General features: G+C 54.0%; 16 protein-coding genes, 3 tRNA genes and 1 riboswitch. Of the genes, 7 read left to right on the top strand and 12 right to left on the bottom strand.

Annotated features, from left to right (window positions below):
* The first annotated feature begins 6 nt into the window (after positions 1–6).
* Positions 7–801 carry a hypothetical protein gene (locus tag IE076_RS13670; protein WP_189437324.1) on the top strand — a complete coding sequence of 265 codons (795 nt, stop codon included), beginning with the start codon at positions 7–9 and terminating at the stop codon, positions 799–801.
* 41 nt (positions 802–842) lie between these two features.
* On the opposite strand, the gene IE076_RS13665 is transcribed toward IE076_RS13670, so the two are convergent.
* Positions 843–1,958 carry a trypsin-like serine peptidase gene (locus tag IE076_RS13665; RefSeq protein WP_189437323.1) on the bottom strand — a complete coding sequence of 372 codons (1,116 nt, stop codon included), beginning with the start codon at positions 1,956–1,958 and terminating at the stop codon, positions 843–845.
* 97 nt (positions 1,959–2,055) lie between these two features.
* On the opposite strand from IE076_RS13665, the gene IE076_RS13660 reads away from it, so the two are divergent.
* Positions 2,056–3,084 (top strand): hypothetical protein, encoded by a 1,029-nt coding sequence (locus IE076_RS13660; protein ID WP_189437322.1) that lies wholly within the window; start codon positions 2,056–2,058, stop codon positions 3,082–3,084.
* A gap of 98 nt (positions 3,085–3,182) precedes the next feature.
* Here the strand turns inward: IE076_RS13660 and IE076_RS13655 are convergent, their stop codons facing one another.
* Positions 3,183–3,770, bottom strand: coding sequence for a TetR/AcrR family transcriptional regulator (locus IE076_RS13655; protein ID WP_189437321.1), 588 nt, complete (start codon positions 3,768–3,770; stop codon positions 3,183–3,185).
* A gap of 100 nt (positions 3,771–3,870) precedes the next feature.
* Here IE076_RS13655 and IE076_RS13650 point away from each other — a divergent pair, with 100 nt between their 5' ends.
* On the top strand, positions 3,871–4,482 hold the full coding sequence (locus tag IE076_RS13650; protein WP_189437320.1) for an NAD(P)H-dependent oxidoreductase: 612 nt from the start codon (positions 3,871–3,873) through the stop codon (positions 4,480–4,482).
* 62 nt (positions 4,483–4,544) lie between these two features.
* On the opposite strand, the gene sseA is transcribed toward IE076_RS13650, so the two are convergent.
* The 10 genes from sseA to IE076_RS13600 all read right to left on the bottom strand — a co-directional run bounded on the left by sseA (position 4,545) and on the right by IE076_RS13600 (position 11,547).
* Complete coding sequence (gene sseA, locus IE076_RS13645) at positions 4,545–5,390, bottom strand: 3-mercaptopyruvate sulfurtransferase (RefSeq protein ID WP_189437319.1); 846 nt, start codon at positions 5,388–5,390, stop codon at positions 4,545–4,547.
* Between the two features lie 3 nt (positions 5,391–5,393).
* The gene (locus IE076_RS13640; protein WP_189437318.1) at positions 5,394–6,119 is read right to left on the bottom strand and encodes an alanyl-tRNA editing protein; all 726 of its coding nucleotides are present in this window, start codon (positions 6,117–6,119) and stop codon (positions 5,394–5,396) included.
* A 64-nt stretch (positions 6,120–6,183) separates the two neighbouring features.
* Entirely contained in the window at positions 6,184–6,828 is a 645-nt protein-coding gene (locus IE076_RS13635; protein WP_189437317.1) for a LysE family translocator, read from the bottom strand.
* Positions 6,829–6,933: 105 nt separating this feature from the next.
* Positions 6,934–8,364, bottom strand: coding sequence for a cardiolipin synthase (gene cls / locus IE076_RS13630; RefSeq protein ID WP_189437316.1), 1,431 nt, complete (start codon positions 8,362–8,364; stop codon positions 6,934–6,936).
* Positions 8,365–8,562: 198 nt separating this feature from the next.
* Positions 8,563–9,600, bottom strand: a complete 1,038-nt coding sequence (locus IE076_RS13625; RefSeq protein ID WP_189437315.1) for a cysteine synthase A — start codon at positions 9,598–9,600, stop codon at positions 8,563–8,565.
* 249 nt (positions 9,601–9,849) lie between these two features.
* Entirely contained in the window at positions 9,850–10,533 is a 684-nt protein-coding gene (locus IE076_RS13620; RefSeq protein ID WP_189437314.1) for a hypothetical protein, read from the bottom strand.
* Positions 10,534–10,988: 455 nt separating this feature from the next.
* Positions 10,989–11,138, bottom strand: coding sequence for a hypothetical protein (locus IE076_RS13615; RefSeq protein ID WP_189437313.1), 150 nt, complete (start codon positions 11,136–11,138; stop codon positions 10,989–10,991).
* 106 nt (positions 11,139–11,244) lie between these two features.
* Positions 11,245–11,319: transfer RNA gene (locus tag IE076_RS13610), tRNA-Asn, on the bottom strand.
* A gap of 39 nt (positions 11,320–11,358) precedes the next feature.
* Positions 11,359–11,433, bottom strand: a tRNA-Asn gene (locus IE076_RS13605).
* A gap of 39 nt (positions 11,434–11,472) precedes the next feature.
* Positions 11,473–11,547, bottom strand: a tRNA-Asn gene (locus IE076_RS13600).
* A 258-nt stretch (positions 11,548–11,805) separates the two neighbouring features.
* A riboswitch (cobalamin riboswitch) is annotated at positions 11,806–12,001 on the top strand.
* A 148-nt stretch (positions 12,002–12,149) separates the two neighbouring features.
* Between IE076_RS13600 and cobU the strand changes: the two genes are divergently transcribed.
* The 4 genes from cobU to cobO are packed head-to-tail and all read left to right on the top strand — an operon-like array spanning position 12,150 to position 18,199.
* On the top strand, positions 12,150–12,710 hold the full coding sequence (gene cobU / locus IE076_RS13595; protein ID WP_189437312.1) for a bifunctional adenosylcobinamide kinase/adenosylcobinamide-phosphate guanylyltransferase: 561 nt from the start codon (positions 12,150–12,152) through the stop codon (positions 12,708–12,710).
* Entirely contained in the window at positions 12,707–13,813 is a 1,107-nt protein-coding gene (cobW, locus tag IE076_RS13590; protein ID WP_189437311.1) for a cobalamin biosynthesis protein CobW, read from the top strand. The genes cobU and cobW overlap by 4 nt, the downstream gene beginning before the upstream one ends.
* Entirely contained in the window at positions 13,813–17,568 is a 3,756-nt protein-coding gene (cobN, locus tag IE076_RS13585) for a cobaltochelatase subunit CobN (protein WP_189437310.1), read from the top strand. Before cobW ends, cobN begins: the two co-directional genes overlap by 1 nt.
* Position 17,569: 1 nt before the next feature.
* Positions 17,570–18,199: a cob(I)yrinic acid a,c-diamide adenosyltransferase gene (gene cobO / locus IE076_RS13580; RefSeq protein ID WP_054664529.1), complete on the top strand. Its 630-nt coding sequence runs from the start codon at positions 17,570–17,572 to the stop codon at positions 18,197–18,199.
* The last annotated feature ends 30 nt before the right edge of the window (positions 18,200–18,229 follow it).

Raw genomic sequence — 18,229 nt, 5'->3', positions numbered from 1 at the left:
CAAAAAATGGCAGATTTTGAAGTCTATAAAGGTATCGTACAGCATTCCCCGAAATCTTGCGGTGCGTACTGCATCAACGCTGCGTTGACCGATTTGGGTCTTACTGCAACAGCGGCAGACGCAAACAAGCTCAATACTGCAGATGTGAGTAACGGGTATGATGGTTCGTTTGGTGATGAGCGGGTCAATTTGTGGCGCGTGAAGCATTTTGAGTCTGAGCGGCTGCAAGTTGCGGCAGAAGTCGGCAAAAAGACATACGGTGTTACCGGCAATCTTGAGTTGCGTATGGGCAGTAAGCAAGCTCTATATCGTGAGAGTTCTGATTGTACTGACCTGGAGAACAGTCCCTCCGGTATGGTCGAAGTCGCAGCAAAAACCTGCCCGACACTAGCGAAAAACATCACCTATTATACTGCATTTGGGAAGGCGTTGTTCAATGGCTTAACGCTTATGAATGCTGGTGGGGGAGATCTGTTTGACAGAGAGGAAAAACTGATCACCACCAACATTAAAAAGCAGGTTAAGTCTTCTCCATTGAAGGAGATACCATTTCAGAAGACCCAGATGAATGTAATTTTGGTGCGATATAAAGATACCGAGACTATGCACTGGATTGCCGGAACCTTGGACGTGAATGACGCAAAGAATGCCGTGATCTATGACCCCGCAACCGGAGATGTTCTGAAAATTCCCATTGCCAGCAATTTTGAGTTACAAACCGGATTGACGGTGAAGCCAGCAACAACAATTGGGCCTAACTCCTACGAATTTCCAGGCATCTGGATACGGTTGGAAGTCTAGCCGCTTCCCAATGAAATTCGAATAGTGGTCAATGAGTGATCTTACAAGGCCTGTGTGCTTCTTATGGCGGCGCGCAGGCCTCTTCTGTGGGCGCCGGGGCTGGACCATGTTTTGAGGAGCCAGTTGCGGATGTCGGCGTGGTGGGCCTTGGTGAACTGGGCAGTCTCCAAAGCGTCGACGATGCATGAGGTACGGATGCCCTCGTTGGCGGCGTAGGCAATCATGTCCGGGCGTTTGCGTGCCATCGCGCGGGTTATGGGTTCGCCGTTCTTGCTCAGAATGTCACCGTCGGTGTTGGTTTGTGGGATGGCCATATGGTGTACGGCGACCACTTCCCAGCGGTTGTTGAAGACGGGAGAGCCGGAACTGCCTTTTTGGGTGTCCCCTGAATACCAGCAGAACATGTGTGCATCAGTTCCATTTTCAATATGAAGAAGGTGGTTGTTATGGACAACCACTGCCTTATTGCGTCCCAATGGATGCTGAACAATATTAATTGGATCGCCTTTCTTGATTTTGCCCTGTTGGCGAATGAGGGCGTGCCAGCCGTAATGGTCGAGCGGAATAAATCCGGGATCTTCGTCCACCACCGCAACAATGGCGACATCGAGCTCTTCACTGGCCCAGAAGAAACGGTCTGGCTCGATGGAGCATATCTTTGAGGGTGTCTGGTTGCCGATGCGGTTTGCTTCTGCGCCAAGCTCGAAGAAGTGCTGGCGTGCTTCGTGCTCATTTGGCAGCACATGGTGGTTGGTCATGATGAGGTTATGGCCGACAAGAAAGCCGGTGCCGAACCTAAGTCCCTCTACGTGCTCGATTCTTCCCACGGATCGTGCTGCGTAAAGGCCGTATTCGAAGAACTCGATTGGTAAAAGATCGTTACTTGTACCGATCAAGGCTTCCTGCCCCAACTTGGTCAAATCAGTCGGGGTCTCCTCGAAAATCGGGGGCTGCGGCGGAACGGGGCAGCCTTCTGACAAGGCAAGGGTGGCCTGTCGTTTCTGATAGAGTTTGAGGCGTTCGTCACTGTCGATCTCCGCTGTCATACCCGTTATAATTGCAGTTCTAGTCTTGCTCAACTCTCCCTTTCGGGCATTCAGTCGTTCTGCGGCTTTTTCCAGTAATACGCTGTTTAAACTCTGTAATTTAATGGTCATGAAATGTACCTTTAAATTGTTATCTGCATATGGCAAGCTTAACCGTAAACTCACCTCTTGTGTAAAGTTTATCCGTAAATCTAGGAGGGGGAATACTATGAGAATTACATATGATGAATTTCTGAGGTTGGCTCGGGACCCGAGTGTCCCTGCAGAAGAGCTTTTGAAATACTGTGATGTTGTCAAGCATACGGGTGCATTTGACATACAGTTCCGGGTTAAACCGGACATGGTGGAGATGACCGAGATTGATGAAGAGTTCGAGAACGCTCTTCAGATTGGCAACTGGGCCTCTCGCATCCGCCGGTACTGGAGCTTCAAAGATGCACTTCATGATCATCCTGAACGGCCTATGTTGATCTCAGAGGGGGACAGCTGGTTTCAGTTCCCCATTCTGGTTGATGACGTGATTGATCATCTGAGCTCGCACTACAACATCTACTCACTGGGCGCTGCGGGTGATACCGCGCAGAACATGGTGTATGGGGCTAACAGGGCGCGGCGGCGGGAGTATCTTTCTGCGCTGAAAGACTACAAGGACCAGGTCTCCGGCTTCCTGTTTTCCGCTGCCGGAAATGACATTATTGGCGAAGACCCAGACACGGGTGTGGCAACGCTTCTGGAAATCCTGAAGGACTTCAACGGCGATATCTCGGATGTGGAGGGCCATATCGACCGTGCAGTATTAGACGAGAAGCTGGCTTTTCTGAAGGGGGCTTATGAGCGGGTGATCAGCGACATTCGTGCGGTTCCGGAGCTGAAGAACCTGCCGGTGTTCGTGCACGGCTATGATTATGTGTTCCCGTATAAATGGGAGGGCGATACCCGTAATCCATTGCATGCAGCACAGGATGAGTGGTTGGGAGAGCCGCTGGCTGAGCGGAACATTCCCAGTGTGCTTGGACGCAAGATCATCAGTGTGCTGCTGGATGAACTCTATGACATGCTTGATGGTCTGGTCGCGATGGACGAGAACGTGATCGTGGTTGATTGCCGCGGGGCCATGCCGAACCTGAGTGACTGGGTGGATGAGATCCACGGCACGTCTGACGGCTTTGCCAAAGTCGCCAGCCGGTTCAAGGCGGCCATCGATCAGGCGCTGGTTACGCAAGGTGCGATGACCTGATCTGTGCTTTCTGAAAGGGGAAGGTGCTGGCCTTGTAAGTCAGTAGGTTACTTTTCCCCAGTCGGGCCGCGTCGGGTGCCTATGGTGTTTGATGCGGCTTAGAGCACCAGTGAGAGCAGTTTTTTAACTTCAGATTGCTGCTCTTCGGTGTCTTTGTATTCGCCGCAGACACGGCTGATGGCGGAGTGGATCATGAAAGCGCGGACGGATACTGCGCCGAGCTTTGGCTCCATTGATTTGATGGATTGATCCTGCTGGCCCTTTTCAATGAAACGCTGAAACAGCTTGTCGATGCTGCTTGCAACCGCGATGAAGTTTTGCGCGCGCACGCCTTTTTCCCAGCCTGCCGTATCGATAAAGATATGAAGGAATTCTGGTTGTTTTTCAAAGTATTGCAAGATTTTCATGAGAGACTGGGTTAGAAGTCCACGCCCACTTAAAGTGCTGCTTTCTGCGTCCCTGTGAAGCTCGTTCACACAGGTTTCCAGCTCTTTGAGCCCGATCTCAGCAAATAGGCCGAGCTTGTCGCCAAAATGGGCGAAGAGTGTGCCTTTGGAAACGTTGGCCTGCTCTGCGATACTTTCTGTGCTGACCGCGTTGAAGTTACCCTGATTGAACAGGTCCGTCGCTGCCACCAGAATGCGCTGGCGGGTTTCTTGCGCGCGTTTTTGTTTTCCCTGAAGCATGGTTCCCTCAAACTCAATAATATGACTATGGTCAAAAAATAAATTGACTCCAGTCATATTTTGAAAATAAATTGACCGTGGTCAAATAAATGGAGTCCCCATGACGAACAGGATTTTTGTGTTTAGCGGTCATTTTGGAAACGATCGTCTTGGACATGCTCTTGCTGAATCCTATGCGGCTGCTGCGCGTAAGGGTGGTGCAGAGGTGCGGGTGATGCACCTTGGTGCGATGGAGTTTGATAGTGCCCTGCGATCAGGTGATTATTATGGTGAGCAAGCGCTGGAGCCCGATGTGGTGGCATTTCAGGAAAACCTGACGTGGTGCACGCATTGGGTGCCCGTCTACCCGTTGTGGTGGGGTGGTATGCCGGGGCTGATGAAGGGCTTGCTGGACCGTGCTTTGCTGCCGGGGTTTGCCTTCCGCATGGTGGAAGGGGAAGAGCTGCCTGCCAAGCTTTTGAAGGGGCGCAGTGCTCGGGTTCTGATCACCAGTGATACAGCCGCGCATTATTATGAGGAGCTTTATGATCATGCGCATGACAAGGTGATGAGCCGACAGATCCTCGATTTTGTCGGGTTCGAGGAGCATCGTCTGCACATGTTCTCGCCGGTGTTTTCTGCGGGTGAAGAGGAGCGCGCTGCGTGGATTTCTGAGGTTGCCCAATTGGGCGCGCAGGATGCACTTGCCAAGCAGGAAGTGATTGCTGCTTAATATAAAAGCCCTGCAAATCAATTATTTGCAGGGCTTTGTTGAGATTATTGTTTTGGTTTAAGTCAGGCGGGATGGCTGACGACCTCGGTGGTTTTGTTGGTGCCCCATTCGGTCCATGCGCCATCGTATAGCGCGGTCTTGGTAAAGCCCGCATGCTCCAACGCCAATGAGAGCACGGCAGCTGTTACGCCGGAGCCGCAGGAGGTAATCACCGGGGTGGAGGCGTCAACGCCAGTCTGCCGGAAGATGTCCAGTAGCTCTTCTTTGCTGCGCAGTTTGCCGTCATCCAGCACAAGGTTATGTGGCACGTTCAAAGCGCCTGGCATATGGCCGCCGCGCACGCCTTCTCTTGGTTCTGGTGATTGCCCATTGAAACGCTGTGCTGAGCGGGCGTCCAACACGAGGTGGCTGCTCGTGTCCAACGCTTCCTGCACTTCATCCAGACTACGCACCATGTCGTGGTTCAGTATGGCGGTGAAATGGCGTGGCAGGCGGGCCGGAATCTCATCGGTGACAGGATTGCCCTCCGCTTTCCATGCGGGCAAGCCACCATCGAGCACGAAGACGCTTTCTACGCCGAAGGCGCGGAACATCCACCAGACGCGGGCTGCGGAGAAGAGGCCAGCACCGTCATAGACCACGATGGTCTGGCCATCGCCGATACCCATCTGGCGCATTTGGGAAGAGAACACGTGCGGTTCCGGCAGCATGTGCGGAAGGTCTGAGGTCTGGTCGGAGACTTCGTCAATGTCCATGAACAGGGCGCCGGGAATATGCTCCTGATTATATTCCTTTTTGGCGTCGCGCTGCATTGCTGGTAGGTACCAGGAGGCATCAATGATCACCACATCGGGCGCATTCAGGTGTTCCTTGAGCCAGCTTGTTGAGACAATCGGATCCTGCGTCATGTATTAATCCTCCAACTGAATGCGAACGCGTCTGTTCTGACGGCCCTTTTTCTCAATCTTCGTGATCGCAGCCTTGCCAATCTGTGCGGTTTGAGAGACGTGAGTTCCCCCACATGGCTGCAAATCAACGTCCTCACCAATTCTTATCAGCCTGACCCGACCGCTGCCCATAGGTGGTTTTACGCTCATGGTTTTAACAAGGCCGGGATTGCTCTCCAACTCTTCGTCGGTGATCCATTCCTGCGTGACAGCATAATCGCCTGCAATGAGATCCTGAAGCTTTACGGTCAGCTCTTCCTTGTCCAGCGTTGCTTCCGGGATGTCGAAGTCCAGACGGCCCGTACCGTCGCTGATTTGACCACCGGTCACCGGGAAGGGCAGAACCACAGAGAGCAGGTGCAAGGCTGTGTGCACGCGCATACGCTTGTAGCGGGTCTCCCAGTCAATATGGGCTGTGAGACTGGTGCCTGCGCCCAGATCCTGAGGCAGTTCTACGCCTTCTGCTGGTATGTGCACGATTTGTGAGCGGTCTTTGGAATAAACGGTCGTTGCAATTGGGATACGGGTTCCATCTTCCAGCTCAAGGGAGCCGCAGTCACCGGGCTGGCCGCCGCCATTGGGATAAAAACAAGTTCGGTCCAGAATGATGCCTCCTTCCGGAGTGATCTCGCTCACAGTGGCTTCACTGCTGCGTAGGTAGGCATCGTCTCGGTATAGGTGTTCGGTCATAGAATTATCTCATATGGCGGGGAGGTGCGTTTAAAATAAATTCATACACCTTCAATTGTTGGTTTTAAGCGGTTGAGCGGGCACTAAGCAGTTTGACGGCAAAGGCTGCCATGATGGCTGCAAAAGAGTAATCAAGCAGGCGCATGACACGCGGCGAACTGCGCAGGAAGTTGGAAACGGCAGACGCGCTGAACATGATGGCGAGGCAGCTCGGGATACTCAGAAAAACGAAGAAGAAACCGAGGAACAGCAGCTTTGCAGTGGCGTTTGGGTCAGTGGCGGACACGAACTGGGGAAGGAAGGTCACAAAAAATAGTACGACCTTGGGGTTCAGCAGGTTGATCATGATTGCTTTGGCCCAGATTACCCGTGATGTTTCGGAGGGCGCTTGGCCTTCTTCCAGTGAGAAAGAGGAGCCGTTGCGCAGGAGCTGATAGGCAATGTAAACCAGATAAAGAGCGCCAACCGTTTTGAGGATCAGGAACGCAAATTCAGAGGCAGCGAGCAGGGCAGAGATGCCAACGGCTGCAAGAAGTGCATGGATCATGCTGCCATTTGTGGTGCCGGCAATAGCAACCAGACCGGCTTTGCGACCTTGCGTGAGTGTTTTACTCATGAAGAACGTCATGTCCGGGCCTGGGGTGATCGTCAGGATGAAGGCAGCCAAGGTGAACCCCGCTAGCACGCTCAGCTCAGGTACAAATGACATACAAAGAATCCCTCCATGTTCTTCTTATCAATTGGGCCTAACGTATTTCAGTGGGCTCACGTAAGTCCAGTGAAGTGTACTCATCAATTCTGGTGGGCATGACTTTTAGAGCACCGGTGAGAACAGGCGCGCTGCTTGAGCGAGAACGCGGAAGGCATAACGGCGGTTGTTGAGCTCGAGCCGGTCGGTCTGGCGTGCTCCTTCAAAATCCAGCAAGAGCATCTCTTCGGTCCTTTTGATCATGTCTTTGCCGGTGAACCAAAGCGTGATTTCGAAGTTGATGTTGAAGGAGCGGTTGTCGAAATTGACTGTACCAATCCCTGCCAGTTCATCATCGATGAGAATGACTTTTTCGTGCAGGAAGCCTTCCAGATAGCGGTAGACCTTGATGCCGTGTCTGGCGAGGTTGTCTGCGTGGGCGTAGCTGGCCAGCCAGACGAGCCAGTGGTCGGCTTTCTCGGGCAGTAGGATGCGTACGTCTACGCCGCGCAAAGCCGCTGCATAGAGTGCTGTGAGGACCTCAATACCCGGCACGAAGTAGGGGCTGACGATCCAGAGGCGGTCCTTGGCGCGTGAAATGCTCTCCACAAAGGTGATGGCGCAGTCTTCCTGAGCGTCTGCTGGCCCCGTTGGCATGACCATGACGCTTTCCCCGCTGGTTTGGGGGTAGCTGGCGGGCAGTTCCAGTTGCAGGGCCTTGCCGGTGGCGAACTGCCAGTCTTCGCTGAAGGAGAGGGTTGCTGCCAATGCGGCTGGGCCGGTGACTTTGACGTGGGTATCGCGCCAGTGTCCAAACTCCTGCGAGAGGCCGAGGTACTCTTCACCGATGTTGTGTCCACCGATCCAGCAGTGCATGCCGTCGGTGACCACTACTTTGCGGTGATTGCGGTAGTTGAGGCGCATAGGGCCCAGCATGCGCATGAGGCGGTGGCGCCTGTTGAAGGCGCTGACACGCACGCCCGCATCGCGCAAGCGCGCACGGTATTGAGGCGTGAGGGAGCGTGAGCCGATGTCGTCATAGAGCAAGCAAACATGCAGGCCAGCCTTGGCGCGCTCAATAAGGGCGTCGGCCAGCTCCAGCCCGATGCTGTCTTCGCGTATGATGAAGAACTGCACAAGCACATGTTTTTTGGCGTTGCGGATACCTTCAATGATGGAGGCGAACATGGCCGGGCCATCAATGAGCAATTTGCACTCGTTGTTTTCCAGAAAAGGTACAGAGGCGACGCGGGTGTGCACCGGCCAATTGCTGCTGGCGGTGCCGTCCACATAGGGTGTGTGCCGATTGAGCACATCCGCTTCAATCTGGGAGATGTCGTCGCGGACCTCAATGTAATCGTCCAGCCTCTTCCATGCGAAGATGAAATAGAGCGGGACCGTAGGCATGGGCAAGAAAAACAAAGAGAGCAACCAGGCAATGCTGCCTTGTGCGGTGCGTGAGTACATGATCTCACGAACGGCGCAGATCACTGCCAATGCATAGAAAAGTACGCTGAAAAGAGCGATCAGGGAGAGGAGGCTGAATGAGGATTCCAAGCGTTACAACTCCTGTAAGGCGAGGGTCCATTTATAGCCGTGCCAAGAGGATTGGTCAAAACCTCTTGGCGAATTTTGCAAGGACTTCTCCCTAAAGTGGTTGGTACTTTTGTTCTAAAGCCCAACCGACTTTAGGGTTTGTTCCTAGTTCTGCGTAACCCCTAGTGGTGTCAGCGGATTGCGAAAAGTCCTGACAGGTCAGGCTGGCTCGAATGGAATGGTGATGTCAGACTTGCGTTCCATCCATTCCGGTACTGGCAGGCCTTTTTCGCGCAGGAAGGTCGGGTTGAACATCTTGCCCTGATAGCGGGTGCCGTAGTCACACAGCACAGTCACGATGGTGTGGCCCGGGCCGAGTTCCTTGGCGAGGCGGATTGCACCAGCCACGTTGATGCCGGAGGAGCCGCCGAGGCAGAGGCCTTCGTGTTCCAGCAGCTCGAAGTTGATCAGCAGGCCTTCCTCATCGGAAATGCGGTATGGGAAATCGACGGGGGCATCTTCCAGATTGGCGGTGATGCGGCCCTGGCCGATGCCTTCGGAGATGGAAGAGCCTTCCGCTTTGAGTTCGCCGTGGGCGTAGTAGTTGTAAAGCGCTGCGCCGTGTGGGTCTGCAAGGCCGATCTTGATGTTCGGGTTCTTTTGCTTCAGGCCGATGCCGACGCCAGCCAAAGTGCCACCGGTGCCGACTGCGCAGATGAAACCATCCACTTTGCCGTCGGTCTGCTGCCAGATTTCCTGAGCGGTGGTTTCAATATGGCCCTGACGGTTGGCGGTGTTGTCAAACTGGTTGGCCCAGATAGCGCCTTGCGGGTGGGTTTTGTTCAGCTCTTCTGCAATGCGCTGGGAGACTTTGATGTAGTTGTTCGGGTTCTTGTAGGGAACTGCCGGAACTTCGATCAGCTCTGCGCCAGCGATGCGCAGCATGTCTTTCTTTTCCTGGGACTGGGTCTCTGGAATAATGATCACAGAGCGGTAGCCCAGAGCGTTGCCGACCAGTGCAAGGCCGATGCCGGTGTTGCCAGCGGTACCTTCCACGATGATGCCACCGGGTTTGAGGGTGCCGCGTTTGACTGCATCTTGAATGATGAAGAGGGCTGCACGGTCCTTGACGGACTGACCCGGGTTCATGAATTCGGCTTTGCCGAGGATTTCACAGCCGGTTCGCTCGGATGGGCCCTTCAGGCGGATGAGGGGGGTGTTGCCAATAGCTTCGATGGCAGAGGCGCGCGTGTCCATAGTCTCTCTCAAATAAGTGGAATGAGCATAAATTTTAAATGTGCGTCTTCGACAGCTTTTAGACCACGCTACTGTGCCGGTCTGAGGAGGACAAGAAATGACCTGCCAAAGCGTGAGTGAGATTAGGATATTTTTCTAGCTATGAAATTTCGTGAGAATAAAGTTTCTGATGATGCGCACGCAGTTCGAATAGTCACGCTAAATGGGATTTATGAGAGTATCGATTTGCGTGCGTGTTGCCTGTGCCCGTTACTCACGTTCCAGCCATGTGACAGCGCCTTTGGTGGCGTTCCAAATGGTCTCACCATTTTCACCAGCTTTGAGCATGAAGGAGTTATCGGTTTCCTCAGGGGCGGGCTGAACCTCAAGCAAGGTGACTTGCGTATCCATTGCCGGGCTGAAGGCTGCTTTGCTGGTGACAACAAAACGCTCGTGCATGGGTGCGCGGGTCTGGTCTTTTAAAACCTGAGCGGACTGCATGGACTGGGGGTGGATGTCCGGCGTCATAATAGCCACGGCGATGGCGCGGCCATCGGGCAGCAGGTGGGTTTCGTTGGGCTGAACCTCGGAATCGTAGATCACTTCACCATGCTCGTCGATTAGTTCGACCCAAAGGGTCTCGCGGCCCTGAATTTCAACTGCCCCCACCCAGATGGACAGCTCACTCTCCAGAGGGTCTGCATTCGGTGTTTCAACGGGTGGTGCAACGGTGACGGCGATAAAGTCCTCGGGCATGGCGTAGGTGTGGCCAGCTTCAGACTTTCCGATCAGTTTTGGTTCAGATGCGCCTTGGTCCGTTGCTGGTGGTGTTTCGGCCAGTGAGGGCGAGGCAAATGCGAGCAGAGCTGCCATGCATGCGGCTGTAAGCCCGGTGCCGACATTGCGGGGATTCAAGACGCGCGGCAAAGCGCGGTGTGTGAACAGACTACTCATTGGTGGCTCCCTGACTTTCACGCAGCAACTTACCCAGAGGGGTGCCTTTTTATGTGTGGCAGTACAGTTGTCAGACAGTAAATATCGTAACAGTGTGTACCCGATACATTAGGGGTATAGTTATTTACTTAGAGTATCTATGTCATAATAATTGTATGTAAATCAGAGTTCTCGTATTAATACTTGAAGATTCTTTAGTTGTTATTATGTAAAATTTTCATTGTGCTGATTGGCAATATGAATTGGATAGGATTGTGATAAATACCACTACGGAAGCGGATTGAAAAAAAATCTCAAAAATTCTAAAAAACTCCTGTTTTTAAGAGGGTGACCGCTCATTTCAGCAGGTTTTTTGGCGTGTTGAGTGCGATTGGGCTGCATTGTGACGCGCGTTATTTGCTGCGCAGCTACCCCAATATGAACCTCCCATACAATTGAGGGAGGCGCTGTCAGGGTTAATGGGTGGCCATGTGCAGGATCAGGGTTATCTTTGCTGCAAAATAGAGAGCCTCCGCTTTTGTGCGGAAGAGACTTCTACCCAGATGGATGCCGTTTCTGCGGCCAGCGGCACTTGAGAGTGCTCCCACTTCGCTTCGTGTGAACATGGTTTTCTACCCATTCTTTTTCTTGTTTTTTGGATAGACGCGAACGCACGTGTTTTGTGAGGAGAAACTAAGCTTAAGAAGAGAGGGAGGGATGTTTAGAAAAGGATGGCTCCCCGGGCCGGATTCGAACCAGCGACCAAGCGGTTAACAGCCGCTTGCTCTACCACTGAGCTACCGGGGATCACGATGTCCTTGCCATATGGCTGCAATCAAAAAAGAGTGGCTCCCCGGGCCGGATTCGAACCAGCGACCAAGCGGTTAACAGCCGCTTGCTCTACCACTGAGCTACCGGGGATCACGATGATCTTGCCGTATGGCTGCAAACGAAAAAGGATGGCTCCCCGGGCCGGATTCGAACCAGCGACCAAGCGGTTAACAGCCGCTTGCTCTACCACTGAGCTACCGGGGATCATGACACCCTTGCGAGTTTGCCTCGCCGTTTGCGTGAGGAGGCTTTTACAGAGGCATGGTGTGTTTGCCAAGTCGTTTTTTAGGAATTTTTCGATTTGTGGACAGTTTCTCATTTTTTTTATTGAGATATCCAAGTGGGTTAGCCAGAGATCACTAAAACCCGCGATTTTTGCGGGTTTGATCTTCTGAGGATGTTGGAATTCACACAAAGTCAATTGACAGGCGCGCGAATTACGCCCAACACTGAAGGCAAGACCTCCAGTTTCTTTTTATGATCTGTGCATGCGGAATGTAAAAAGATGAAACGGGAATGCGGTTCCATTTTATGGAAGTATGCCGCAGCTGCCCCCGCAACTGTGAGCGGCGAGACCATTGCGAGAATCCCACTGGCCTTTGAGGGGCTGGGAAGGGGCTATGGTCGGTTAAGCCGCGAGCCAGGAGACCGGCTGGAGATAGAATTGACATTACACAGCTGTCGGGTGGACGGCGAGAGGTGCTCATGACACATGTTTTTCTGTCTCCATGTGAGACAGCTGCTCTACTTTCATACCCTTCCTTAGAAGCTGCGGCTTCCCTGCGCGCTTTGGCCAGCTGAACCTGATGGCTGAACAGAGAGGCGAGCGTGATCCTCGCCATTGTCTTGTAACGGGCGGTGCCCGTTCCGGGAAAAGCGCATATGCCGAGAAGCTGGTTTTGAGCAGTGGACGACGTCCGATCTATATCGCTACAGGCCAGGCCTTTGACGGTGAAATGGAGGCGCGTATTGCGCAGCACAAGGTGCAGCGCGGCGACCTTTGGGACACTGTTGAGGAGCCTTTGGAGCTTGTGCGGGTGCTGGAGGCACATGCCAACACAGAGTGCGCCATTCTGGTGGACTGCCTGACCCTTTGGCTTTCAAACCTTATGCATGCGGAACGAGACTGGAGAGTGGAGCTGGACAAACTTGCCTCAGTTCTTGCCAGTCTGCCGTGCCCTGTTGTGTTTGTTGGCAATGAGGTGGGCATGGGTATTGTGCCTGAAAATGCCATGGCCCGCGCCTTTAGAGATGAGGCGGGACGCCTTAATCAGCGTGTTGCTGAACTTTGCCATTATGTTCTGTTTATTGCAGCAGGTCAGCCCTTGCAGCTGAAGCCTTCTGTTTTCCCGGAGATTTCCCTATGACTTCCTTCTTTGCTGCTCCTTCCAAAAAGATCCCTGCGGTGATCATCACTGGTTTTCTCGGGGCGGGCAAAACAACGCTGGTGCGCAACCTTTTGACGAGAGCGAAGGACAAGCGGATCGCGCTCATTGTCAATGAATTTGGCGAGATGGGATTTGACGGATCGCTGGTCAATGGCTGTGCAGACCCGGATTGTTCTGCCGATGAAGTGGTTGAGCTGGCCAATGGCTGTATCTGCTGCACTGTTGCTGATGACTTTCTGCCAACCATGGAAATGCTTCTGGAGCGGGAGCAGACGCCGGATGTGATTGTGATCGAGACTTCTGGTCTTGCGCTGCCGCAGCCTTTGGTGCGGGCGTTCAACTGGCCTTCTGTCAAGCCGCGCGTGACCGTGGATAGTGTGGTGACCGTGGTGGATGCGCCTGCAGTTGCTGCCGGAAAGGTTGCTTCTGATGAAGAGGCCGTTGCGGCGCAGCGGGCGGCTGATGAGGCGCTGGACCACGAAAGCCCGGTGGAAGAATTGTTTGCCGATCAGCTGACCTGTGCGGATCTGGTGGTGCTTTCTAAAGCCGACCTTTTGAGCGAAGCCGAGCTGGCAGCTGTGAAAGAGACCATTCGTGGCCGTGTGCGTGACGGAGTTGAGATTGTTGCCGCTTCTCATGGCGAGTTGGCGCTGGATGTTCTGCTTGGACGTGATGCGGGCGCAGAAGATGATATGGACTTGCGGCTTTCGCACCATGAAGCGCAGCATGCTCACGACCACGACCACGACCACGACCACGACGACCACCATCATCATCACGATCATTCGCATGATGACTTTGAGAGCTTTGTGCTGCCAACCCGCCGGTTTGCCTCGTTGGACGAGGTTAGGAGCCAGGTTGAAGCTGCCATGAGGGTTTCTGGTGTCCTGCGCATTAAAGGCAGCGTGGTGGTTGAAGGCAAAACGGCTCCTGTTTTGGTGCAGGCGGTTGGGCCACGGGTTGAGGCTTGGTTTGCAGCTGGCAGCGAGAGCCACTCCAAGCTGGTTGTGATTGGACTTGCGGGGCTCGATAAGCACGGTGTGCAGTCAGCTTTGAGCACATTTGACGTGGTTTATGTCTGATGCACGTACTTGTCGGACAATCACGCCGATTGGATGATGGAGAAGAGGCCGTCGATCTTGGGCAGGCGCCAGCGGATGTTGTGTTTTTGAGCGCAGCGGACACGGAGCTTGCCGGCCTTGCGGCGGCTCATGCCCAGCATGAAGGATACTCTCTGCGCCTTGCCAGCTTTCTGGCGTTGTTGCACCCGTATTCCGTTGATCTTTATGTGGAACAGACCATTCAGGCCTCCAAGCTTGTGGTGGTGCGCCTTTTGGGCGGCGTTGAGTACTGGCGTTATGGCGTTGAGCGGTTGGAAGCGATTGCCCGTGCAGAGGGCGTGAAGCTGGTTCTGCTGCCCGGTGACGATAAGTGGGATGAGGAGCTGGTCAGCCGTTCGACTGTTCCGGTTGAAGCTGCGCAGATGATGTGGCGCTACCTGATTGAAGGTGGTGCAGAAAACCTTTCCGGTGCGTTGCTTTATGCGGCGCAGATTGCGGAGCTGCCTGTTGAGACACCACCTGAGCCGATGGCGTTGCCGCGTGCCGGGTTGGTATTGCAGGGTCATTCACTGCCGTCCCTAGATGATGTGCGGGCGAGCTGGAAAGACCCCAGCCGACCAGTTGCCGCCATTGTGTTCTACCGTGCGCTTTACCAGAGCGGAGCCATTGAGCCAGTGCAGGCATTATGCCACGAGTTGGAGGCACAGGGGATTAATCCGCTGGTGCTTTATGTGGCCAGCCTGAAGCAAGCGGAATGCGCGGCCGCTCTTTCCAGCGTGTTTGATGCTTGCCCGCCGGATGTGGTTTTGAACGCGACTGCGTTTGCATTGTCGAGCGCTGGTGCTGTTCATTCCGGCACGGTGCTGGACAAGCAAGGTGCATGTGTTTTGCAAATCGTGCTGTCGTCGTCCTCGGAAGAGGGCTGGGCAGACAGTGATCAGGGCTTATCCCCGCGTGACCTTGCCATGCATGTGGTGCTTCCGGAAATTGATGGCCGTCTTTTGACGCGGGCGATCTCGTTTAAGGAAGAGGGAGACCGTGATAGCAAGACACAATGTTCGCTTGTTCGGTTTGTACCAAAACCGGATCGGGTGCAGTTTGTGGCAGCACTGGCGGCCAATTGGGCTCGGCTGAAGCATACCGACGCAAACCAACGCAAAATCGGCATAATCCTCGCAAACTATCCCAATAAGGATGGGCGTATAGCAAACGGGGTTGGGCTGGATACGCCTGCTTCCTGCGCACTCCTGCTTTCGGCCTTGAAAACAGAAGGTTATGGGGTTGTTGACGGGGCGCCTGAGAATTCCGAGGCGTTGATAGAGGACCTTCTCGCTGGGCCTACCAACGCACTTAACGACGCAAAGCAACGCAAAGGCGGGGAAGAGTTCTCGTTGGAGCGTTATAAGCAGTTGTTTTCCCAGCTGCCTTTGGCAGTGCGTGAGGGGATTGAGGAGCGCTGGGGTGCGCCGGAGGCAGATCCGCATATCGTGGGTGGTTTTTTCCGGCTTGCATTGAAGACTTACGGCAATGTTACCGTCGGTATTCAGCCTGCACGTGGTTATAACATTGATCCTAAAGAGACTTATCACGATCCGGCGCTGGTGCCTCCGCATCATTACCTTGCCTGGTACATGTGGCTGCGTGACAGTTTTGGTGCGGACGCACTTATTCACCTTGGTAAACACGGAAATCTGGAATGGCTTCCGGGAAAAGCTCTTGCATTATCAGAGGCTTGCTACCCGGAGGCGGTGATTGGCCCAACGCCGAACATCTATCCTTTCATCGTGAACGACCCCGGTGAAGGATCGCAGGCGAAACGTCGGTTATCCTCGGTGATCATTGATCATCTTACCCCTCCACTGGCCCGCGCTGAGAGCCATGGTTCGGCTTTGGAGCTGGAGGCATTGCTGGATGAGTATTACATCGCCGCCGGAGTGGACCACCGCCGTCTGAAAGCGCTAGGAAAAGAGATACTTGGCGTTGCTGCGCGCGAAGGGATGGACAAGGATATTGGCCTGACCTCTGACATGGATGAGGACACCCGTCTGGCGCGGCTTGATGCGTACCTGTGTGACTTGAAAGAGCTGCAAATCCGCGACGGGCTGCACATTTTGGGGCAGTCGCCAACCGGGGAACAGCGGGCAGAGCTGCTGGTGGCTTTATTGCGTGTGCCGCGTGGTGAAAAGCCTCATGAGAACAGTCTCTTACGCGCACATGCTGAGGATTTGAATCTGCTTGGGTTCGACCCGCTGGACTGTGCCTTTGAGCAGGACTGGACCGGCGAACGGCCTGCTCTGCTGCAGGAGCTTGTTGACGCGCCATGGCGTAGCTGCGGTGACACGGTGGAGCGGCTGGAAGCGCTGGCACTGGCGTTTGTTTCTGGTGAAACGGCGGTTCCTGTCGAGTTTACAGCGACTTGTGCTGTGTTGGAGGCCTTGGAGCAAGAGATTGCACGGTCTGTGGATGCCTCTGGGGCTGCAGAGGTGGAGGGGGTGTTATCCTCTCTGGCAGGACGGTTTGTCCCCCCTGGGCCATCAGGTGCGCCGTCCCGTGGGCGGCCAGATGTGCTGCCGACCGGGCGTAACTTTTATTCTATTGACGTTCGAGCCGTTCCCACAAAAGTCGCGTGGAAGCTGGGAGAACGAAGCGCTAGTGCTCTGATTATGCGTCACTTTCAGGAGCACGGCGAGTGGTTGCAAAGCATCGCCATGAGCTGCTGGGGAACCGCAAATATGCGCACCGGCGGGGATGATATCGCACAGGCGCTGGCCCTGATTGGGGCTCGCCCTGTGTGGGAAGAGGCCTCTGGTCGTGTCACTGGTTTCGAGATTGTTTCACTTTCCGAACTCCAGCGCCCTCGAGTCGACGTAACCCTCAGAATTTCCGGCTTTTTTCGCGATGCGTTTCCGCAACTCATACATCTGTTCGATGCGGCAGTTGCAGCGATCTCGGAGTTGGATGAACCGGAAGAGGCCAATCCGCTGGCAGCCCGGTTCCGATCAGAACTTGGGGGACTACTGGCTAAAGGTGTTGAAGAAGGGCAGGCACGCAAGCGGGCATCCACGCGGATTTTCGGAAGTAAACCGGGGGCTTACGGTGCTGGCCTGCAGGCACTGATTGATGAGAAGCTGTGGGATAACCGTGCGGACTTTGCGGAGAGTTTTCTGGAATGGGGCGGCTATGCTTATGGTCGTTCACAAGAAGGAGAACAGGCCAAGGACGATCTGGTCACCCGGCTCACACATGCTGATGCAGTGGTTCATAATCAGGACAACAGAGAGCACGATCTCCTTGATTCTGATGACTATTATCAGTTTGAGGGCGGTTTGGCGGCGACTGTTGAAACGCTCAAAGGTGAAGCCCCACACATCTACCACAACGACCATTCTCGCCCGGAGCGCCCTGTCATTCGCACGCTTTCTGAGGAAATTGGACGGGTTGTCAGGGGGAGAGCTGCCAATCCAAAATGGATCGCCGGTGTGATGCGCCATGGGTATAAAGGTGCCTTTGAGATGGCGGCGACACTGGACTATCTTTTTGCATTTGGGGCGACAACCAATGCTGTCTCAAACCATCACTTCGATCAGTTATATGATGCATATCTTTATGATGATGAGGTGAGAGACTTTATTGCGGAGAAGAATTCCGCAGCGCTTTTGGAAATGACCGAGCGATTCTTAGAGGTCATTCAACGAGATATGTGGGTGCCGAAACGAAACAGCGCCTATGATGATTTGTTAGAGTTGCGACGCGCACTCATGGACCGAGGGGAATAAGATGGTAACTAAAGCTGACATGAGTGAACAGGAACTGGACGCCCGCCACGCAGAAAAGATGCGCAAGAAGAAGGCGGCCCGTGACAAGATCATGGCGACTAAAACCATTGAGAAAGGGTTGCTGATCGTCCACACCGGTAAGGGGAAAGGCAAGTCCACCGCTGGTTTTGGTATGATCTTCCGCAGCCTTGGCCATGGTCACAAAGTTGCTGTTGTGCAGTTCGTGAAAGGTCGTCTGGAAACCGGCGAACGCATGGCGCTGGACCGGTTCTCTGATCTGGTCACCATCAAGCGTATGGGCGAAGGCTTTACGTGGGAAACGCAGGACCGGCAGCGGGATATTAATGCTGCACGCGCTGCATGGGATGCGGCTAAAGAGCTGATAAGTTCGCGTGAGCACAAGATGATTCTGCTGGATGAGCTGAACATTGTGCTGCGTTATGAATACATTCCGCTTGAAGAGGTTGTTGCGTACCTGCGCGACGAAAAACCTGAGGATGTTCATGTGGTTATCACTGGCCGTAATGCGAAGGAAGAGCTGATCGAGATTGCGGATCTTGTGACCGAGATGGGCCAGATCAAGCACCCGTTCCGCTCCGGTGTGAAGCCTCAGGAAGGGGTTGAATTCTAGATCGTGCCTTCCTCACAAACGGGAATAAAA

The organism is Pseudovibrio japonicus (assembly GCF_014651595.1).
Classification (GTDB): Bacteria; Pseudomonadota; Alphaproteobacteria; order Rhizobiales; family Stappiaceae; genus Pseudovibrio; species Pseudovibrio japonicus.
This window is presented reverse-complemented; position numbering and strand designations above follow the sequence as displayed.